Raw genomic sequence first — 18,658 nt, forward strand, 5'->3', positions numbered from 1 at the left:
TAAAACGATGAGACTCGAATTTTCTATTTATCGTTACAACCCGGATGTTGACGATGCTCCGCGTATGCAGGAGTACACGCTGGAAAGCGAAGACGGACGCGATATGATGTTGCTGGATGCGTTAATCCGTCTGAAAGAGAAAGACCCGACGCTGGCGTTCCGCCGCTCCTGCCGTGAAGGGGTGTGTGGTTCTGATGGCCTCAATATGAACGGTAAAAATGGTCTGGCCTGTATTACGCCGATTTCTGCATTGGGCAATGGCACGAAGAAAATTGTCATCCGTCCACTGCCTGGATTGCCGGTAATTCGCGATCTGGTAGTAGACATGAGCCAGTTCTACGCTCAGTATGAGAAGATTAAACCTTACCTGTTGAATAATGGAGATAATCCGCCTGCGCGTGAACATCTGCAGCAGCCGGAACAACGTGAGAAGCTGGATGGCCTGTACGAATGTATACTTTGTGCGTGCTGCTCTACTTCCTGCCCATCATTCTGGTGGAACCCGGACAAGTTTATCGGTCCGGCTGGTTTACTGGCGGCGTACCGTTTCCTGATCGACAGCCGCGATACGGAAACCAATGCGCGTCTGGATGATCTGAACGATGCTTTCAGCGTTTTCCGCTGTCACAGCATTATGAACTGTGTCAGCGTCTGCCCGAAAGGACTGAACCCGACACGGGCGATTGGTCATATTAAGTCGATGCTGCTGCAACGCAGTGCGTAACAGCGATCATGCCGGGAACTGCGGTTCCCGGCGTATCAGGAAATCTTTAAAAACGATTGTCGCGACGATCGCTTTTAAAGGTTCCCTTACGGGCCGGGCGTCAATCGCACAATGCTCGTATCGTTGAACTGTACTACGGCAAGCCGTTAACCCGGCAACAATGAAACCGAAAAAAGCATACAATGCTTAAGGGATCACAATGCAGAACAGCGCGATGAAGCCCTGGCTGGACTCCTCCTGGCTGGCCGGCGCCAACCAATCTTACATAGAGCAGCTCTATGAGGATTTTTTAACCGATCCTGACTCTGTTGATGCTGCCTGGCGTTCGATGTTCCAGCAGCTTCCCGGCACTGGGGTTAGACCTGAGCAATTCCACTCCGCAACGCGCGAGTATTTCCGCCGCCTGGCGAAAGACGCTTCGCGTTACACCTCCTCTGTTAGCGACCCGGATACCAATAGCAAGCAGGTTAAAGTACTGCAGCTGATTAACGCGTTTCGTTTCCGCGGCCATCAGCATGCCAGCCTTGACCCGCTTGGCCTGTGGAAACAGGACGCGGTGCCGGATCTGGAACCGTCGTTCCACGATCTGACCGAGGCGGATTTCCAGGAAACCTTTAACGTCGGTTCGTTTGCCATCGGCAAAGAGACCATGAAGCTCGCCGACCTGTATAACGCGCTGAAGCAGACTTACTGCGGCTCCATCGGTGCGGAGTACATGCATATCACCAACACGGAAGAGAAACGCTGGATTCAGCAGCGCATCGAATCCGTGGCAGGACAGGCGACGTTCAGTGCCGACGAGAAGAAAGGTTTCCTGAAGCAGCTGACCGCGGCAGAAGGCCTCGAACGTTATCTGGGCGCGAAATTCCCGGGCGCGAAACGCTTCTCACTGGAAGGCGGCGATGCGCTGGTACCGATGCTGAACGAAATGATTCGTCATGCCGGTAAAAACGGCACGCGCGAAGTGGTGCTGGGGATGGCGCACCGTGGCCGTCTCAACGTGCTGATCAACGTGCTCGGCAAACAGCCGCAGGATCTGTTCGACGAATTCTCCGGTAAGCACAAAGAACATCTCGGCACCGGTGACGTGAAGTACCATATGGGCTTCTCCTCCGATGTGGAAACCGAAGGCGGCATCGTTCACCTGGCGCTGGCGTTTAACCCGTCGCACCTTGAGATCGTCAGCCCGGTAGTGATGGGATCGGTGCGTGCGCGTCTCGATCGTCTGGATGAACCGGCGAGCAATAAAGTGCTGCCAATCACCATTCACGGCGATGCGGCAGTGACCGGCCAGGGCGTGGTGCAGGAAACCCTGAACATGTCGCAGGCGCGTGGCTACCAGGTGGGTGGTACGGTTCGTATCATCATTAACAACCAGGTTGGCTTCACCACCTCTAACCCGAAAGATGCGCGCTCCACTGAATACTGTACTGATATCGGTAAGATGGTGCAGGCGCCGATTTTCCATGTGAATGCTGACGATCCTGAAGCGGTGGCGTTTGTTACCCGTCTGGCGTTGGATTTCCGTAACACCTTTAAACGTGACGTGTTTATCGATCTGGTGTGCTATCGCCGCCATGGTCACAACGAAGCGGATGAGCCAAGTGCCACCCAGCCGTTGATGTACCAGAAGATCAAGAAACACCCGACGCCACGTAAGTTATATGCTGACAGACTGGAAGCGGAAAAAATTGCCAGCCTGGAAGATGCCACGGAAATGGTCAACCTGTACCGCGATGCGCTCGATGCGGGCGAATGCGTGGTGTCAGAATGGCGTCCGATGAGCCTGCACTCCTTCACCTGGTCACCATACCTGAACCATGAGTGGGATGAAGCCTATCCGGAAACCCTCGATCTGAAACGTCTGCAGGATCTGGCGAAGCGCATCAGCCATGTGCCGGATGGTGTGGAAATGCAGTCGCGCGTGGCGAAGATTTATGGCGACCGTGCTGAAATGGCGGCAGGCAATAAAGCATTCGACTGGGGCGCGGCGGAAAACCTCGCGTACGCGACTCTGCTGGATGAAGGCATTCCGTGCCGTCTGTCCGGTGAAGATATGGGACGCGGCACCTTCTTCCATCGTCATGCGGTTATCCATAATCAGGCGAATGGTTCCACCTATACCCCACTGCAGCATATCCATAACGGCCAGGGTCAGTTCCGCGTCTGGGATTCCGTGCTGTCAGAAGAGGCGGTACTGGCGTTTGAATATGGTTACGCCACAGCAGAACCGCGCACCCTGACTATCTGGGAAGCACAGTTCGGCGACTTCGCCAACGGTGCGCAGGTGGTTATCGACCAGTTCATCAGTTCCGGCGAACAGAAATGGGGCCGCATGTGTGGTCTGGTGATGCTGCTGCCGCACGGTTATGAAGGGCAGGGGCCGGAGCACTCTTCCGCGCGTCTGGAACGTTATCTGCAGCTCTGCGCTGAGCAGAACATGCAGGTGTGCGTGCCGTCCACGCCAGCGCAGGTCTACCATATGCTGCGTCGTCAGGCGTTGCGCGGTATGCGCCGTCCGCTGGTGGTGATGTCACCGAAATCGCTGTTACGTCATCCGCTGGCGATCTCCAGCCTCGAAGAACTGGCGAACGGTGGCTTTAAACCGGCCATTGGCGATATTGATGCACTTGATCCACAAGGGATTAAGCGCGTCGTACTGTGCTCTGGTAAAGTTTATTATGACCTGCTGGAACAGCGCCGTAAAAACGAGCAAACCGATGTTGCCATCGTGCGTATTGAGCAGCTGTATCCGTTCCCGCACAAAGCGGTTCAGGAAGCGCTGCAACCTTATGCTCATGTGCATGATTTCGTCTGGTGTCAGGAAGAGCCACTGAACCAGGGAGCGTGGTACTGCAGTCAGCACCACTTCCGCGAAGTCGTGCCATTTGGCGCCTCTTTACGTTACGCCGGTCGTCCAGCATCCGCTTCACCGGCAGTTGGCTATATGTCTGTCCACCAGAAGCAGCAGCAAGACCTGGTTAATGACGCGCTGAACGTTGATTAAATAAAGGATAAATAATGAGTAGCGTAGATATTCTCGTTCCCGATCTGCCTGAATCTGTCGCCGATGCCACTGTGGCAACCTGGCACAAAAAACCGGGCGACAGCGTCCAGCGCGACGAAGTGCTGGTGGAAATTGAAACCGATAAAGTGGTACTGGAAGTACCGGCAGCGGCAGATGGCGTACTGGAAGCCATTCTGGAAGACGAGGGCAGTACGGTAACCTCCCGCCAGCCACTGGGTCGCCTGAAAGAGGGCAACAGCGGCGGCAAAGAGACTTCAGCGAAAGCCGACAGCAAAGAATCCACCCCGGCACAGCGTCATACCGCTGCGCTTGACGAAGAGAGCAACGACGCACTCAGCCCGGCGATCCGTCGCCTGATTGCTGAGCACGATCTCGATGCGGCAGCCATCAAAGGCAGCGGCGTCGGTGGCCGTATCACGCGTGAAGATGTTGAGAAACATCTGGCGAATAACAAAGCCGCCAAACCTGAAGCGAAAGCGGAAGCCGCGGCACCTGCTCCGGCTCTGGCTGGCCGCAGCGAAAAACGCGTACCGATGACCCGTCTGCGTAAGCGTGTGGCAGAGCGTCTGCTGGAAGCGAAAAACAGCACCGCAATGCTGACCACGTTTAACGAAGTCAACATGCAGCCGATCATGGACCTGCGTAAGCAGTACGGCGATGCCTTCGAGAAACGTCACGGTGTGCGTCTGGGCTTTATGTCCTTCTACATTAAAGCTGTGGTCGAAGCGCTGAAACGTTATCCGGAAGTGAACGCGTCTATCGACGGCGAAGATGTGGTGTACCACAACTACTTCGATGTCAGCATCGCGGTATCCACACCACGTGGTCTGGTGACGCCAGTGCTGCGTGATGTTGATGCGCTGAGCATGGCGGATATCGAGAAGAAAATTAAAGAGCTGGCGGTGAAAGGCCGTGATGGCAAACTGACGGTTGAAGAACTGACCGGCGGTAACTTCACCATCACCAACGGTGGTGTGTTCGGCTCGCTGATGTCCACGCCAATTATCAACCCACCACAGAGTGCGATCCTCGGCATGCATGCCATTAAAGATCGTCCAATGGCGGTAAATGGCCAGGTGGTGATCCAGCCAATGATGTATCTGGCGCTCTCCTACGATCACCGTCTGATCGACGGCCGTGAATCCGTTGGCTACCTGGTGGCGGTCAAAGAGATGTTGGAAGATCCGGCGCGCCTGCTGCTGGATGTATAACCTCGTCGGGCGCGGCGCTGGCCGCGTCCAACTCTTCTAAGAACTGAATGGATAGAACATCATGAACTTACACGAGTACCAGGCGAAGCAGCTGTTTGCACGCTATGGCCTGCCGGCGCCAACCGGTTATGCCTGCACTACGCCACGTGAAGCGGAAGAAGCAGCCTCTAAAATTGGCGCAGGTCCGTGGGTAGTAAAATGTCAGGTTCATGCCGGTGGCCGTGGTAAAGCGGGCGGTGTGAAAGTGGTCAACAGCAAGGAAGACATTCGTGCTTTCGCTGAGAACTGGCTGGGTAAAAACCTGGTGACCTATCAGACTGATGCGGCTGGCCAGCCTGTTAACCAGATTCTGGTTGAAGCAGCGACCGATATCGATCAGGAACTGTATCTGGGCGCAGTGGTGGATCGCAGCACCCGTCGTGTGGTGTTTATGGCTTCCACCGAAGGCGGCGTTGAGATCGAAAAAGTGGCGGAAGAGACGCCAGAACTGATCCACAAAATGGCGCTTGATCCGTTAACCGGTCCACAGCCGTACAAGGGCCGTGAGCTGGCGTTCAAACTGGGTCTGACCGGTAAGCAGGTCAATCAGTTCACCAAGATCTTTATGGGGCTGGCTACGCTGTTCCTGGAGCGCGATCTGGCACTGGTCGAAATCAACCCGCTGGTCATCACCAAACAGGGCGATCTGGTGTGCCTCGACGGCAAACTGGGCGCCGACGGCAATGCGATGTTCCGTCAGCCTGAACTGCGTGAAATGCGCGATCCAAGCCAGGAAGATGCCCGTGAAGCACACGCTGCACAGTGGGAACTGAACTACGTGGCGCTGGAAGGCAACATCGGTTGCATGGTGAATGGCGCGGGTCTGGCGATGGGCACCATGGATATCGTCAAACTGAACGGCGGCCAGCCTGCTAACTTCCTCGATGTGGGCGGTGGCGCAACCAAAGAACGTGTGACCGAAGCCTTTAAAATCATCCTGTCCGATGATGCGGTAAAAGCGGTATTCGTGAATATCTTCGGCGGCATCGTACGCTGCGACCTGATTGCTGATGGCATCATCGGCGCGGTGGCGGAAGTGGGTGTGAACGTACCAGTGGTGGTGCGTCTCGAAGGTAACAATGCCGAGCTGGGCGCACAGAAACTGGCGGACAGCGGTCTGAATATTATTGCAGCAAACAGCCTCAGTGACGCAGCGCAGCGCGTTGTTGCTGCCGCAGCGGAGGGTAAATAATGTCCATTTTGATCGACAAAAACACCAAAGTTATCTGCCAGGGTTTCACTGGCGGTCAGGGTACCTTCCACTCTGAACAGGCGCTGGCTTACGGTACGCAGCTGGTTGGCGGTGTGACGCCAGGTAAAGGCGGTACTGAGCATCTGGGTCTGCCCGTGTTTAACACCGTGCGTGAAGCGGTTGAAGCCACTGGCGCGACGGCATCTGTTATCTACGTTCCGGCGCCATTCTGTAAAGACGGTATCCTGGAAGCGATCGATGCAGGCATCAAACTGATCATCACCATCACCGAAGGAATTCCTACCCTCGACATGCTGACGGTGAAAGTGAAGCTGGATGAAGCCGGTGTGCGCATGATCGGTCCAAACTGCCCGGGTGTGATCACCCCTGGCGCATGTAAGATCGGCATCATGCCTGGCCACATTCACAAACCAGGCCGCGTGGGTATCGTTTCCCGTTCCGGTACGCTGACTTATGAAGCGGTGAAACAGACCACGGATATCGGTTACGGCCAGTCTACCTGCGTGGGTATCGGCGGTGACCCGATCCCGGGCTCTAACTTTATCGATATCCTGAAGCTGTTCCAGGACGATCCGCAGACTGAAGCGATTGTGATGATCGGTGAGATCGGTGGTAGCGCAGAAGAAGAAGCGGCTGCGTTTATCAAAGAACACGTGACCAAACCGGTTGTTGGCTACATCGCGGGCGTCACTGCGCCAAAAGGCAAGCGTATGGGCCATGCTGGTGCCATCATTGCCGGTGGTAAAGGCACGGCAGACGAGAAGTTTGCTGCGCTGGAAGCGGCGGGCGTGAAAACCGTACGCAGCCTTGCGGATATCGGTGATGCAGTGAAAGCTGTACTGCCTGCGTAAGCGCAAAGCAAGCCGCTGGCAGGCATTCAGTCTGCCAGCAAAATCAAACTGCCTGCGGGCGGTTTTTTTATGCCTTTTTGTTATCAAAAATCGGTAATCAGCACGACTTTTTCCTGCAAAACGGCTCAGCTACGCTATCCTTACTAACTAAAAGGTTAAATCCTGTAATAAGCAAGGTGAAATCTTTGTAAAATAATTAAAAATAACGCTAAAAAAAGGAATAATAATGCCGATAATAGCGCTCAGGAATATAAAGGAAGTCTGAGAAAATAACTTTGGTTTATTGCTACATTCAGGTTACGAAAAAGTGTCAGCTGTTTTTATTATTTCCTCCTGTTTTTCACCTCGTGCTACATTTTATTTAACATCCATTTTACCTGGCACGACTTTCGGTGCCGCAACATTAACATAGATCAAAAAAAAGCCGCGTTTTATCAAGGTTTAGCGCTGGATAAATGCATCACTTTTCGTATAAATTGCGCTGTATCAAATTCGCGAGATTCATGTATTTTAGCCGAATGCGATCTAACTACTAAAACAGGATAAACGTCACGTTAATAACTATTTGTTGTTGGCACGAAGCGGCGTATGATACCCCTGTGTTTTTGGTGGTTAATTTGAGTTTATTTATCAGCTGCGTATCGTGCTGCCACTTCTTCGGCTGCGCGTCGCACTATTACTGGAAAAAATATCATCCGTTTCTGACAGGCATTTACCCTGAATCGCTATTTTATTGTGGCGGGTGAGGGTTATGACTATCAGGTGGAATCTTTCGCGAGGAGCAAGGGGTCAAGATGTTTGATATCGTCGAACTGTCGCGCTTACAGTTTGCCCTGACTGCGATGTACCATTTCCTGTTCGTTCCGCTGACGCTCGGTATGGCGTTCCTGCTGGCGATTATGGAAACTGTGTATGTCCTGTCTGGCAAACAAATCTATAAAGATATGACCAAGTTCTGGGGCAAGTTATTTGCAATTAACTTCGCACTGGGCGTGGCCACTGGCCTGACCATGGAGTTCCAGTTCGGAACCAACTGGTCATACTTTTCGCACTATGTGGGGGATATCTTCGGTGCCCCACTGGCTATCGAAGGATTGATGGCGTTCTTCCTCGAATCAACCTTCGTTGGCCTGTTCTTCTTTGGCTGGGATCGTCTCGGCAAAGTACAGCATATGGCAGTGACCTGGCTGGTGGCGCTGGGTTCTAACCTCTCTGCACTGTGGATTCTGGTGGCGAACGGCTGGATGCAGAACCCGGTTGCCTCTGATTTCAATTTCGAAACCATGCGTATGGAGATGGTCAGCTTCGCCGAGCTGGTACTGAACCCGGTCGCACAGGTGAAATTCGTACACACCGTTGCAGCGGGTTATACCTGTGGTGCGATGTTTATTCTCGGCATCAGCTCCTACTATCTGCTGCGTGGCCGTGATGTGGCGTTCGCTAAACGCTCCTTCGCGATTGCTGCCAGCTTCGGTATGGCCGCGATTCTGTCCGTGATCGTACTGGGTGATGAATCCGGTTACGAAATGGGTGACGTGCAGAAAACCAAACTGGCGGCGATTGAAGCAGAGTGGGAAACCCAGCCTGCACCAGCGTCCTTTACCCTGTTTGGTCTGCCGAACCAGGATACCCAGGAAAACGAATACGCTATCCAGATCCCTTACCTGCTGGGCCTGATCGCCACCCGCTCGGTGGATAAGCCTGTGCTCGGCCTGAAAGATCTGATGGTACAGCATGAAGTCCGTATCCGTAACGGTATGAAAGCTTACCAGCTGCTGGAAGAGCTGCGTGCGGGCAACACTGACCCGGCTGTCCGTAGCGCCTTTAACGAACACAAACAAGACCTGGGCTACGGTTTACTGCTGAAACGCTATACCGCGAATGTGGCTGACGCAACCGAAGCGCAGATCCAGCAGGCTACTAAAGATTCGATCCCACGCGTTGCACCGCTGTATTTCGCCTTCCGTATCATGGTGGGTTGTGGCGTGCTGATGCTGCTGATTATCGGTCTGAGCTTCTGGAGCGTGATTCGTAACCGCATCGGCAAGAGCCCGCTGCTGCTGAAAGTGGCACTGTACGGTATTCCATTACCGTGGATTGCCATCGAGTCTGGCTGGTTTGTGGCTGAATACGGCCGTCAGCCGTGGGCAATTGGTGAAGTACTGCCGACCGCCGTGGCGAACTCGTCGCTGACTGCGGGCGATATCCTGTTCTCCATGGGACTGATTTGTGGCCTGTATACGCTGTTCCTGGTGGCGGAAATGTATCTGATGTTCAAATTCGCCCGCCTTGGTCCAAGCAGCCTGAAAACCGGTCGCTATCACTTCGAACAGTCCACGCTGTCATCACAGCCGCTGCGCTAAACCAGGAGTCGATAAATGTTAGATTACGAAGTATTGCGTTTTATCTGGTGGCTGCTGATTGGCATTCTGTTGATTGGCTTCGCCGTCACGGATGGCTTCGATATGGGTGTCGGTATGCTGTCTCGCGTACTGGGCCGTAACGATACCGAACGCCGTGTGATGATTAACTCGATTGCACCACACTGGGACGGTAACCAGGTGTGGCTGATCACCGCCGGTGGTGCGCTGTTTGCCGCATGGCCAATGGTGTATGCCGCTGCCTTCTCCGGCTTCTATGTGGCGATGATCCTTGTGCTGTCATCTCTGTTCTTCCGCCCGGTTGGTTTTGACTACCGTTCGAAGATCGAAGATCTGCGCTGGCGTGGCATGTGGGACTGGGGCATTTTCATCGGTAGCTTTGTGCCGCCGCTGGTGATTGGTGTGGCGTTCGGCAACCTGCTGCAGGGCGTGCCGTTCCATGCTGACGAATATCTGCGTCTGTTCTACACCGGTAACTTCTTCCAGCTGCTGAATCCGTTTGGTCTGCTGGCCGGTGTGGTCAGTGTGGCGATGATCCTGACGCAGGGTGCAACCTACCTGCAGATGCGTACCACCGGTGAACTGCACCTGCGTGCCCGTACTACCGCGCAGATCACCGCGCTGGTGACTCTGGTGACCTTTGCCCTGGCAGGCGTCTGGGTGGTGTATGGCATTGACGGTTACGTAGTCACCTCGACGCTGGACCACGCTGCGGCGTCTAACCCGCTGACCAAAGAAGTGGCACGTCAGGCTGGTGCCTGGCTGGTGAACTTCAATAATGCGCCGGTACTGTGGTTAATCCCGGCGCTGGGTGTGGTGCTGCCGCTGCTGACCGTGCTGTTCTCCCGTATGGAGAAGGGGGCATGGGCATTCCTGTTCTCGTCACTGACACTGGCCTGCATCATTCTGACTGCCGGTGTGGCGATGTTCCCGTTCATCATGCCGTCAAGCACTGTGCCAAACGCCAGCCTGACCATGTGGGACGCGACCTCCAGCCTGCTGACACTGAAGCTGATGACCTTTGTTGCTATCGTGTTTGTGCCGATTATTCTGGCGTACACCACCTGGTGTTACTACAAAATGTTCGGTCGTATCACGAAAGAGCAGATTGAAAACAACTCCACTTCTCTCTACTGATTAAGGAGCCAACCATGTGGTATTTTGCCTGGATTCTCGGCACGCTGCTGGCCTGTTCGTTTGGCATCATGACGGCGCTGGCGCTTGAGCATGTAGAAGAAAACGCGAAGAAAGAGCAGCAGTAATGGCAGCGCTGATTACGCGACTGTATGCCGTAATGGATAAGAGCCCGCTTCGGGCTCTTTCTCTGGTGCTGGCGCTGCTGATGGCGGGTTGTATGTTCTGGGACCCGTCGCGCTTTGCCGCCAAAACCGGCCCTCTGACCATCTGGCAGGGTTTTGCCCTGATGTGGGCGGTGTGCACGGGCGTGATTCATGGCGTCGGTTTTCGTCCGCGTCGTCTCCGCTGGCGCGCCGTTTTCACGCCATTACCGGCTCTGGTCATTCTGCTGATCGGGCTCGGCTTCTTCTTCAGTTAATGCTTCCCCTGGCGGTCAGCGTTCTGCTGACCGCTTTTAACGTCCATTTATGTCTGGTTTTGTCTGGATTTGTCTAAGATTTATGCCATAAATCCAGGTAAGTGTTACCTTGTGATAATTATTTTCGTTCCCCCCTGGCAACCCATTCCAAACACGTTTTCTCTTGCGTATAGTAGCAACGTTTAAAAGCATTACCGGGATGTAGAGTGAGTACAACGCTGTTTCGATGGCCGGTACGCGTCTATTACGAAGACACGGATGCCGGTGGCGTGGTTTACCATGCCAGCTATGTGGCTTTCTATGAACGAGCACGGACTGAGATGCTGCGCCAGCACCATTTCAACCAACAGGCGCTGCTGGAACAGCAGATTGCTTTTGTTGTGCGTCGTATTACTGTCGACTACCTTGCCGCAGCACGCCTTGATGATTTGCTTGAAGTGCAAAGCGAGGTGGTAGCTATGCGCAGGACGACGATGACATTCGCACAACGTATCGTTAATGCGGAAGGCCGGGTGCTTAATGAAGCGGAAGTCCTGATCGCCTGCATCAACCCACACCTAATGAAGCCGATAGCGCTTCCCAAGTCTATTGTCGCGGAGTTCAAGCAGTGACTGACATGAACATTCTTGATTTGTTCCTGAAGGCGAGCCTTCTGGTCAAACTTATCATGTTGATTTTGATCGGATTTTCTATTGCCTCGTGGGCAATCATTATCCAGCGTACCCGTATTCTGAACGCTGCGGGGCGTAATGCCGAAGCTTTCGAAGACAAATTCTGGTCGGGCATTGAACTGTCACGCCTTTACCAGGAGAGCCAGGCGCGCCGTGATGAACTCGGCGGTTCTGAGCAGATTTTCTATGCCGGGTTTAAAGAATTCGCCCGTCTGCACCGCGCTAACAGCCATGCACCGGAAGCGGTGGTGGAAGGGGCCAGCCGTGCGATGCGTATTTCGATGAACCGTGAGCTGGAAACGCTGGAAACCCATATTCCTTTCCTTGGCACCGTCGGTTCCATCAGCCCGTATATTGGTCTGTTTGGTACGGTGTGGGGGATTATGCATGCCTTCATCGCGCTGGGCGCAGTGAAGCAGGCGACGTTGCAGATGGTGGCGCCAGGTATTGCTGAAGCACTGATTGCGACGGCCATTGGTCTGTTCGCCGCGATTCCGGCGGTGATGGCGTATAACCGCCTGAACCAGCGTGTGAACAAGCTGGAACAGAACTACGACAACTTTATGGAAGAGTTCACGGCTATCCTGCATCGTCAGGCGTTCTCCAGCGAGAACAGCAAGTAAGCGGAGGTAACGCATGGCCAGAACGCGTGGTCGCGGTCGCCGCGATCTGAAATCCGAGATCAATATTGTTCCGCTGCTGGACGTGTTGCTGGTGCTGTTGCTGATCTTTATGGCGACAGCGCCGATTATCACCCAGAGCGTGGAAGTGGATCTGCCGGATGCGACAGAATCAAAAACGGTCGCCAGCGATGATAATCCGCCGGTAATCGTTGAAGTCTCAGGCGTTGGACAGTACAGCCTGGTGGTTGATCACGATCGTATGAACCAGCTGCCGTCAGAACAGGTGGTGGCTGAAGCGCAGCGTCGTCTCGAAGCGAACCCGAAAACGGTGTTCCTGATCGGCGGCGCGAAAGATGTGCCGTATGACGAAATCATCAAAGCGCTGAATCTGCTGCACCAGGCGGGCGTCAAGTCCGTCGGACTGATGACGCAGCCGATCTAAATTCATTCGAACCGTTTTTTGGGAACCCAGAGTGTCGAAGGCAACCGAGCAGAACGATAAGTTAAAACGCGCCATTATCATTTCAGTGATTCTGCATGTCGTGCTGATTGCATTACTGATCTGGAGCTCGTTTGACGAAAAGATCGACGCCGGCGCAGGCGGTGGCGGTAGCGATATAGATGCCGTCATGGTCGATCCTGGTGCGGTGGTAGAACAGTACAATCGGCAGCAGAATCAGCAGAGCGACAGCAAACGTGCTGAGCAGCAGCGCAAAAAACAGGCTGAGCAGCAGGCAGAAGAACTGCAGCAAAAACAGGCCGCTGAACAGCAGCGCCTGAAAGAGCTGGAGAAAGAGCGTTTGCAGGCGCAGGAAGAGGCGCAAAAACAGGCTCAGGAGCAGGCTGAACAGCAGAAACAGGCTGAGCAGGCGGCGAAGCAGGCGCAGGAACAGCAGAAACAGGCGGAAGCCGCAGCAGCGAAAGCAAAAGCAGAGGCGAAAGCTGAAGCTGATGCCCAGGCGAAAGCGGCCGCGGATGCGAAGAAAAAGGCCGAAGCAGAGGCACAGAAAGCCGCTGCTGATGCGAAAAAGAAAGCGGAAGAGCAGGCGAAAGCCGCAGCAGCTGAAGCCGCTAAAGTGAAAGCCGCAGAAGACGCGAAAGCCAAAGCGGCGGCTGATGCGAAAGCGAAGGCCGCAGCCGAGGCGAAAGCTGCGCAGGAAGCCAAAGAAAAAGCCGCTGCAGAAGCGAAGAAAAAAGCGGATGCTGCTGCAAAAGCGAAGGCTGAGGCAAAAGCGAAGGCGGCTGCGGAAGCAGCTGAATCGGCGGATGTCGATGACCTGCTTGGTGGTCTCTCCTCCGGTAAGAATGCGCCGAAAGCGGGCAAATCCGGTCCGGCAGGGCAGGGCAACAGCAAGACGGCAGGCGCTTCCGGCGCAGAAGTGAGTGGCTATTTAGGACAGATTACCGGTGCGATTCAGAGCAAATTCTACGATGCTGATCTGTATCGTGGTAAGAGCTGTGATCTGCGTATCAAGCTGGCACCCGATGGCTTACTGATTGATGTTAAGGCAGAAGGCGGCGATCCGGCGCTGTGTCAGGCGGCAATTGCGGCAGCGAAGCAGGCGCGTATTCCTAAGCCACCAAGCCAGGCGGTTTATGAAGTCTTTAAAAATGCGCCAATGACGTTTAAGCCACAGTAATTCAGTAACAGTCGGCATGTTGAACTATGGTAAACATGCCGTACTCTATAAGCCTGAGACCTCGCGTTGCGCCCACGCTGCAGCAGCGCCAGGTTCGCAGGGCAATATTGCGTTAATGGTTCGTACACTGCTAATTATCGTGGACCACGGGTTCAGATAAGGGAGAAAAGATGAAGCAGGCATTGCGTGTAGCGTTAAGCTTTTTATTTCTGTGGGCAGCTGTGCTGCACGCAGAAGTGCGTATTGAAATCACCCAGGGGGTCAACAGCGCGCGCCCAATCGGCGTAGTGCCGTTCAAATGGGACGGTCCGGGCGCTGCCCCTGAAGATGTTGGTGGCATTGTTGCGGCTGACTTACGTAATAGCGGCAAATTTAACCCGCTGGATCGTTCTCGTCTGCCACAGCAGCCGACGTCTGCTGCTGAAGTGCAGCCAGCGGCCTGGAGCGCACTGGGTATTGATGCGGTCGTTGTGGGTCAGGTGCAGCCTGGCGCAGATGGCAGCTACACCATCTCTTACCAGCTGGTTGATACTGCCGGTTCCCCAGGCACCGTACTGGCGCAGAACTCGTTTAAAGTGACCAAACAGTGGTTACGTTACGCAGCGCATACCGCCAGTGACGAAGCGTTTGAAAAACTGACTGGTATTAAAGGCGCATTCCGTACCCGTATCGCCTACGTGGTGCAGACCAATGGTGGTCAGTACCCGTATGAACTGCGTGTGTCCGACTACGATGGCTATAACCAGTTTGTTGTACACCGTTCACCAGAGCCGCTGATGTCCCCGGCCTGGTCGCCAGATGGCAGCAAAGTGGCTTACGTGACCTTTGAAAGCGGCCGTTCTGCGCTGGTTATCCAGACGCTGGCAAACGGTGCGATCAAACAGGTGGCGTCTTTCCCACGCCACAACGGTGCGCCATCCTTCTCGCCTGACGGAACGAAGCTGGCGTTTGCCCTGTCAAAAACTGGCAGCCTGAATATTTATGTGATGGATATTGGTTCCGGCCAGATCCGTCAGGTGACCGATGGTCGCAGCAACAACACTGAACCGACCTGGTTCCCGGATAGCCAGTCACTGGCGTATACCTCGGATCAGGCTGGTCGTCCGCAGATTTATAAAGTTAACGTCAACGGTGGTGCACCGCAGCGTCTGACCTGGGAAGGTTCCCAGAACCAGAACTCTGATGTCAGCTTCGATGGCAAATCTCTGGTGATGGTGAGTTCCGCAGGTGGAGCACAGCATATCGCCAAACAGGATCTGGAAACGGGAGCCGTTCAAACGTTAACGGACACGTTCCTGGATGAGACGCCAAGTCTGGCGCCTAACGGCACAATGGTTATCTACAGCTCCACTCAGGGGATGGGTTCCGTGTTGCAGTTGGTTTCGACAGATGGGCGTTTCAAAGCGCGTCTTCCGGCTACCGATGGACAGGTCAAATTCCCTGCCTGGTCGCCGTATCTGTGATGCATGTGCAAATATGTATAGCAAACTATAAATAGGATATTAGAAATGCAACTGAACAAAGTGCTGAAGGGTTTACTGCTGGCACTGCCAGTTATCGCAGTGGCTGCATGTAGCTCTAAAAAAGACAACAACAACGACCAGTCTGGTATGGGTGCCGAAGGTGCTTACAACCAGGGTAACATGTCTTCTGAAGAACAAGCGCGTCTGCAGATGCAAGAACTGCAGCGTAACAACATTGTTTACTTCGACCTGGACAAGTACGACATCCGTTCTGACTTCGCTCAGATGCTGGATCAGCACGCTGCTTTCCTGCGTAGCAACCCGTCTTACAAAGTGACTGTTGAAGGTCACGCGGATGAGCGCGGAACTCCAGAGTACAACATCTCCCTGGGTGAGCGTCGTGCTAACTCTGTGAAAATGTACCTGCAGGGTAAAGGCGTTTCTGCTGACCAGATCTCTATCGTTTCTTACGGTAAAGAGAAGCCAGCTGTACTGGGTCATGACGAAGCGGCTTACGCTAAAAACCGTCGTGCCGTACTGGTATACTAAGAGAATCACATGATTAGTAGCTTCAGAACTCACCTGTTGAGTCTGTCGTTACTGATTGGCGTAGCGGCTCCCTGGGCCGCTAATGCCCAGGCATCAATCAGTAGCGTTGGCTCAGGCTCGGTAGAAGACCGTGTCACCACTCTTGAGCGTATTTCTAATGCTCAGGCACAACTCATTCAACAACTTCAGCAGCAACTCAACGACAACCAGCGCGATATCGACTCTCTGCGTGGTCAGATTCAGGAAAACTCCTATAACCTGAACCAGACCGTTGAACGGCAGAAGCAGATGTATCAGCAGATAGACTCGCAGGGCAGCAATAGCGGCGCTTCTGCTGCTGGTGATGCAGCGGCGGGTGCCGGTGCGGCTGCGGCGTCTGATAGCTCTGCAACCGACAGCGGTGCTTCTGCTGCGCCGGTACAGGGCGGAGATGCAAACAGCGACTACAACGCTGCGACGGCGCTGGTGCTGGAGAAAAAGCAGTACGATCAGGCGATCGTCGCATTTCAGGCTTTTGTGAAGAAGTATCCGGATTCCACTTACCAGCCGAATGCAAATTACTGGCTCGGTCAGCTGAATTACAACAAAGGCAAAAAAGACGACGCGGCCTACTACTTCGCCACTGTGGTAAAAAATTACCCGAAATCACCGAAAGCGGCGGAAGCGCTGTATAAGGTGGGGGTGATCATGCAGGACAAAGGCGACAGCGCGAAAGCGAAAGCCGTGTACCAGCAGGTATTAAAACAGTACCCAAATACTGAGGCGTCTAAGCTGGCGCAAAAGCGCGCGGCGGGGCTGTAATAGCCGAGGTTTGACCAGATATCGTGTGATTTCTGGTCTTGCCGCCTGAAAGGTAAGCAGTTGAACCACTTATTCAAAAATAGTGGTTGCGCTGGAAATTCAAATCAGTAATATATGCCGCCGTTGACAGGGCATAAGCGAAAGCGCTCTGACAGCCAAAAAGTGGGTCGTTAGCTCAGTCGGTAGAGCAGTTGACTTTTAATCAATTGGTCGCAGGTTCGAATCCTGCACGACCCACCACTACTTCTTCAGGCTTTGATTAACTCATCTCCTTTGAAGTAAGCACCGGGCAGGAAGGTGCCTGATAAAGTATTTCCTGAGATTTACAGATAATGGGTCGTTAGCTCAGTCGGTAGAGCAGTTGACTTTTAATCAATTGGTCGCAGGTTCGAATCCTGCACGACCCACCATTGTTTAAGCAGTATGTAATGTTAGTTCGTGAAGGATAACGTTGCTGAAAGCAACGGCCCGCAGGGCGAGGCCAAAGGCCAAGTCATCCTGCACGACCCACCATTATCTTAAAGTATGCAGTACCCATTCCGCACAGCGGGTCGTTAGCTCAGTCGGTAGAGCAGTTGACTTTTAATCAATTGGTCGCAGGTTCGAATCCTGCACGACCCACCAACATACATTCCTGGGATGTTTCATGGTATCCGGGGAAGTAAGAAAACCGTATCACTGTCATCAGGATACGGTTTTTTTTCGTCTGTATGCTCCCCTCCGTATACCGGGGGAGCCAGAGCAAATGGGCCTATGAAAGGGCCTATGCCTCTGATGGTGGAAGTCTTGTAGGCCCATATTGAGTTTCGGGCTGAAAAACGCTCCAGAAAACAGAATATTGCACACTCCATCACTGTCATTTTCCACTGATACGTAAGGAGTGACTTTATGGCTGTTCTTACCCGTCCTTTATCTGCCTCGGAAGTCCAGAAGGCAAAACCCGCCGATAAAGATTACGAACTGTTCGACGGACAGGGGCTGACCCTTTTCATCAAAACCAACGGTAAAAAAATCTGGCGCTTTCGTTACAAGCGTCCCGGTTCGACTGCCCGAACCACCATTACCCTCGGACACTACCCTGCCATGTCGCTTGCCAGCGCCCGAACGCTACATGCCGAACACCTTACCCTGCTGGTAAAAGGCATTGACCCGAAAAAACAGGAGCAGGAAGAGGCAGAGCGTGAAAGGTTGGCGGTGGATAGTCTGTTTATCAACGTGGCGACAAGATGGTTCGCCGTGAAGAAAACAAAAATCTCCGCCGATTATGCAGATGATATCTGGAAATCACTGGAGCGTGACGTATTTCCCGCTATCGGGCAGACGCCGGTAATTGATCTGAAAGCCCATACGCTTATCGCCGCTCTGGAACCAGTAAGACTGCGTGGCGCACTGGAAACCTTGCACCGCCTGACGCAGAGGATTAACGAAGTGATGAAATTCGCCATTAATACCGGCCTGCTGGATGCCAACCCGGCATCAACCATTGATGAGGCGTTTGTGAAGCCCAGGAAGAAGCATATGCCAACCATTCGTCCGGAACGTATGCCGGAACTGATGCAGCGGGTTTATACGACTAACTTGTCTCCGATGACACGCCTGTTGTTGTTATGGCAGCTTCTGACGCTTGTACGCCCCGCTGAGGCCGCCGGAACCATGTGGTGTGAGATTGACATAGGGAAACGGCTCTGGACGCTCCCGGCAGCCCGTATGAAGATGAAACGTGAACATCAGGTGCCGCTGTCTCCTCAGGTGATGGCCGTTCTGGAACAACTTAAGCCCCTGAGTAAGCATTCGCCATTTGTGTTTCCCGGCAGGGTAAAGCGCTGCCAGCCTATGGAAGGTGCGATTTAATCATTCAAAGTTCTGTTCATGACTACAATGATTGCCGTTCATCTATCGTTTTCAGTGT

17 protein-coding genes and 3 tRNA genes are annotated in these 18,658 nt (G+C 53.7%); all 20 read left to right on the plus strand.

Annotated elements, in window-relative coordinates:
* Positions 1 to 7: 7 nt before the first annotated feature.
* The 20 genes from ACSZO1_RS08435 (at position 8) to ACSZO1_RS08530 (ending at position 18,600) form a co-directional block, all read left to right on the plus strand.
* Complete coding sequence (locus tag ACSZO1_RS08435) at positions 8 to 724, plus strand: succinate dehydrogenase iron-sulfur subunit (RefSeq protein ID WP_437611454.1); 717 nt, start codon at positions 8 to 10, stop codon at positions 722 to 724.
* 199 nt (positions 725 to 923) lie between these two features.
* Complete coding sequence (sucA, locus tag ACSZO1_RS08440) at positions 924 to 3,731, plus strand: 2-oxoglutarate dehydrogenase E1 component (protein ID WP_437611456.1); 2,808 nt, start codon at positions 924 to 926, stop codon at positions 3,729 to 3,731.
* Between the two features lie 14 nt (positions 3,732 to 3,745).
* On the plus strand, positions 3,746 to 4,963 hold the full coding sequence (gene odhB / locus ACSZO1_RS08445) for a 2-oxoglutarate dehydrogenase complex dihydrolipoyllysine-residue succinyltransferase (RefSeq protein ID WP_437611458.1): 1,218 nt from the start codon (positions 3,746 to 3,748) through the stop codon (positions 4,961 to 4,963).
* Positions 4,964 to 5,024: 61 nt separating this feature from the next.
* Complete coding sequence (gene sucC, locus ACSZO1_RS08450) at positions 5,025 to 6,194, plus strand: ADP-forming succinate--CoA ligase subunit beta (RefSeq protein WP_437611460.1); 1,170 nt, start codon at positions 5,025 to 5,027, stop codon at positions 6,192 to 6,194.
* Entirely contained in the window at positions 6,194 to 7,066 is an 873-nt protein-coding gene (sucD, locus tag ACSZO1_RS08455; protein WP_437611462.1) for a succinate--CoA ligase subunit alpha, read from the plus strand. The genes sucC and sucD overlap by 1 nt, the downstream gene beginning before the upstream one ends.
* A 794-nt stretch (positions 7,067 to 7,860) precedes the next feature.
* A complete protein-coding gene (cydA, locus tag ACSZO1_RS08460; protein WP_437611463.1) occupies positions 7,861 to 9,429 on the plus strand; it encodes a cytochrome ubiquinol oxidase subunit I in 1,569 nt (522 codons plus the stop codon).
* 15 nt (positions 9,430 to 9,444) lie between these two features.
* A complete protein-coding gene (gene cydB, locus ACSZO1_RS08465; RefSeq protein ID WP_437611465.1) occupies positions 9,445 to 10,584 on the plus strand; it encodes a cytochrome d ubiquinol oxidase subunit II in 1,140 nt (379 codons plus the stop codon).
* A gap of 14 nt (positions 10,585 to 10,598) precedes the next feature.
* Complete coding sequence (cydX, locus tag ACSZO1_RS08470; RefSeq protein WP_437611467.1) at positions 10,599 to 10,709, plus strand: cytochrome bd-I oxidase subunit CydX; 111 nt, start codon at positions 10,599 to 10,601, stop codon at positions 10,707 to 10,709.
* Positions 10,709 to 11,002, plus strand: coding sequence for a cyd operon protein YbgE (ybgE, locus tag ACSZO1_RS08475; protein WP_437611469.1), 294 nt, complete (start codon positions 10,709 to 10,711; stop codon positions 11,000 to 11,002). The genes cydX and ybgE overlap by 1 nt, the downstream gene beginning before the upstream one ends.
* A 206-nt stretch (positions 11,003 to 11,208) precedes the next feature.
* Entirely contained in the window at positions 11,209 to 11,613 is a 405-nt protein-coding gene (gene ybgC, locus ACSZO1_RS08480; protein ID WP_437611471.1) for a tol-pal system-associated acyl-CoA thioesterase, read from the plus strand.
* Positions 11,610 to 12,296 carry a Tol-Pal system protein TolQ gene (tolQ, locus tag ACSZO1_RS08485; protein ID WP_437611473.1) on the plus strand — a complete coding sequence of 229 codons (687 nt, stop codon included), beginning with the start codon at positions 11,610 to 11,612 and terminating at the stop codon, positions 12,294 to 12,296. The genes ybgC and tolQ overlap by 4 nt, the downstream gene beginning before the upstream one ends.
* Positions 12,297 to 12,309: 13 nt before the next feature.
* Positions 12,310 to 12,738, plus strand: coding sequence for a colicin uptake protein TolR (tolR, locus tag ACSZO1_RS08490; RefSeq protein ID WP_437611475.1), 429 nt, complete (start codon positions 12,310 to 12,312; stop codon positions 12,736 to 12,738).
* Positions 12,739 to 12,769: 31 nt separating this feature from the next.
* Positions 12,770 to 13,936, plus strand: a complete 1,167-nt coding sequence (gene tolA / locus ACSZO1_RS08495) for a cell envelope integrity protein TolA (protein WP_437611477.1) — start codon at positions 12,770 to 12,772, stop codon at positions 13,934 to 13,936.
* A 170-nt stretch (positions 13,937 to 14,106) separates the two neighbouring features.
* Entirely contained in the window at positions 14,107 to 15,399 is a 1,293-nt protein-coding gene (tolB, locus tag ACSZO1_RS08500; RefSeq protein ID WP_437611479.1) for a Tol-Pal system beta propeller repeat protein TolB, read from the plus strand.
* 45 nt (positions 15,400 to 15,444) lie between these two features.
* On the plus strand, positions 15,445 to 15,948 hold the full coding sequence (pal, locus tag ACSZO1_RS08505) for a peptidoglycan-associated lipoprotein Pal (protein ID WP_437611481.1): 504 nt from the start codon (positions 15,445 to 15,447) through the stop codon (positions 15,946 to 15,948).
* 9 nt (positions 15,949 to 15,957) lie between these two features.
* Positions 15,958 to 16,749 (plus strand): cell division protein CpoB, encoded by a 792-nt coding sequence (gene cpoB / locus ACSZO1_RS08510; protein ID WP_437611483.1) that lies wholly within the window; start codon positions 15,958 to 15,960, stop codon positions 16,747 to 16,749.
* Between the two features lie 164 nt (positions 16,750 to 16,913).
* Positions 16,914 to 16,989, plus strand: a tRNA-Lys gene (locus ACSZO1_RS08515).
* 94 nt (positions 16,990 to 17,083) lie between these two features.
* Positions 17,084 to 17,159, plus strand: a tRNA-Lys gene (locus tag ACSZO1_RS08520).
* 138 nt (positions 17,160 to 17,297) lie between these two features.
* Positions 17,298 to 17,373, plus strand: a tRNA-Lys gene (locus tag ACSZO1_RS08525).
* A gap of 264 nt (positions 17,374 to 17,637) precedes the next feature.
* On the plus strand, positions 17,638 to 18,600 hold the full coding sequence (locus tag ACSZO1_RS08530; protein WP_437611485.1) for a phage integrase central domain-containing protein: 963 nt from the start codon (positions 17,638 to 17,640) through the stop codon (positions 18,598 to 18,600).
* Positions 18,601 to 18,658 lie beyond the last annotated feature (58 nt).

Source organism: Erwinia sp. V71 (assembly GCF_965644245.1).
Classification (GTDB): domain Bacteria; phylum Pseudomonadota; class Gammaproteobacteria; order Enterobacterales; family Enterobacteriaceae; genus Erwinia.

Excerpts from the sequence above, each read along its gene's own strand:
- sucD (WP_437611462.1), top strand. The coding sequence starts at position 6,194 with ATGTCCATTTTGATCGACAAAAACACCAAAGTTATCTGCCAGGGTTTC.
- tolR (WP_437611475.1), top strand. The coding sequence starts at position 12,310 with ATGGCCAGAACGCGTGGTCGCGGTCGCCGCGATCTGAAATCCGAGATC.
- ACSZO1_RS08435 (WP_437611454.1), top strand. The coding sequence starts at position 8 with ATGAGACTCGAATTTTCTATTTATCGTTACAACCCGGATGTTGACGAT.
- ybgE (WP_437611469.1), top strand. The coding sequence starts at position 10,709 with ATGGCAGCGCTGATTACGCGACTGTATGCCGTAATGGATAAGAGCCCG.
- cydA (WP_437611463.1), top strand. The coding sequence starts at position 7,861 with ATGTTTGATATCGTCGAACTGTCGCGCTTACAGTTTGCCCTGACTGCG.
- sucC (WP_437611460.1), top strand. The coding sequence starts at position 5,025 with ATGAACTTACACGAGTACCAGGCGAAGCAGCTGTTTGCACGCTATGGC.
- sucA (WP_437611456.1), top strand. The coding sequence starts at position 924 with ATGCAGAACAGCGCGATGAAGCCCTGGCTGGACTCCTCCTGGCTGGCC.
- cydX (WP_437611467.1), top strand. The coding sequence starts at position 10,599 with ATGTGGTATTTTGCCTGGATTCTCGGCACGCTGCTGGCCTGTTCGTTT.
- odhB (WP_437611458.1), top strand. The coding sequence starts at position 3,746 with ATGAGTAGCGTAGATATTCTCGTTCCCGATCTGCCTGAATCTGTCGCC.
- pal (WP_437611481.1), top strand. The coding sequence starts at position 15,445 with ATGCAACTGAACAAAGTGCTGAAGGGTTTACTGCTGGCACTGCCAGTT.
- cpoB (WP_437611483.1), top strand. The coding sequence starts at position 15,958 with ATGATTAGTAGCTTCAGAACTCACCTGTTGAGTCTGTCGTTACTGATT.
- ACSZO1_RS08530 (WP_437611485.1), top strand. The coding sequence starts at position 17,638 with ATGGCTGTTCTTACCCGTCCTTTATCTGCCTCGGAAGTCCAGAAGGCA.
- cydB (WP_437611465.1), top strand. The coding sequence starts at position 9,445 with ATGTTAGATTACGAAGTATTGCGTTTTATCTGGTGGCTGCTGATTGGC.
- tolB (WP_437611479.1), top strand. The coding sequence starts at position 14,107 with ATGAAGCAGGCATTGCGTGTAGCGTTAAGCTTTTTATTTCTGTGGGCA.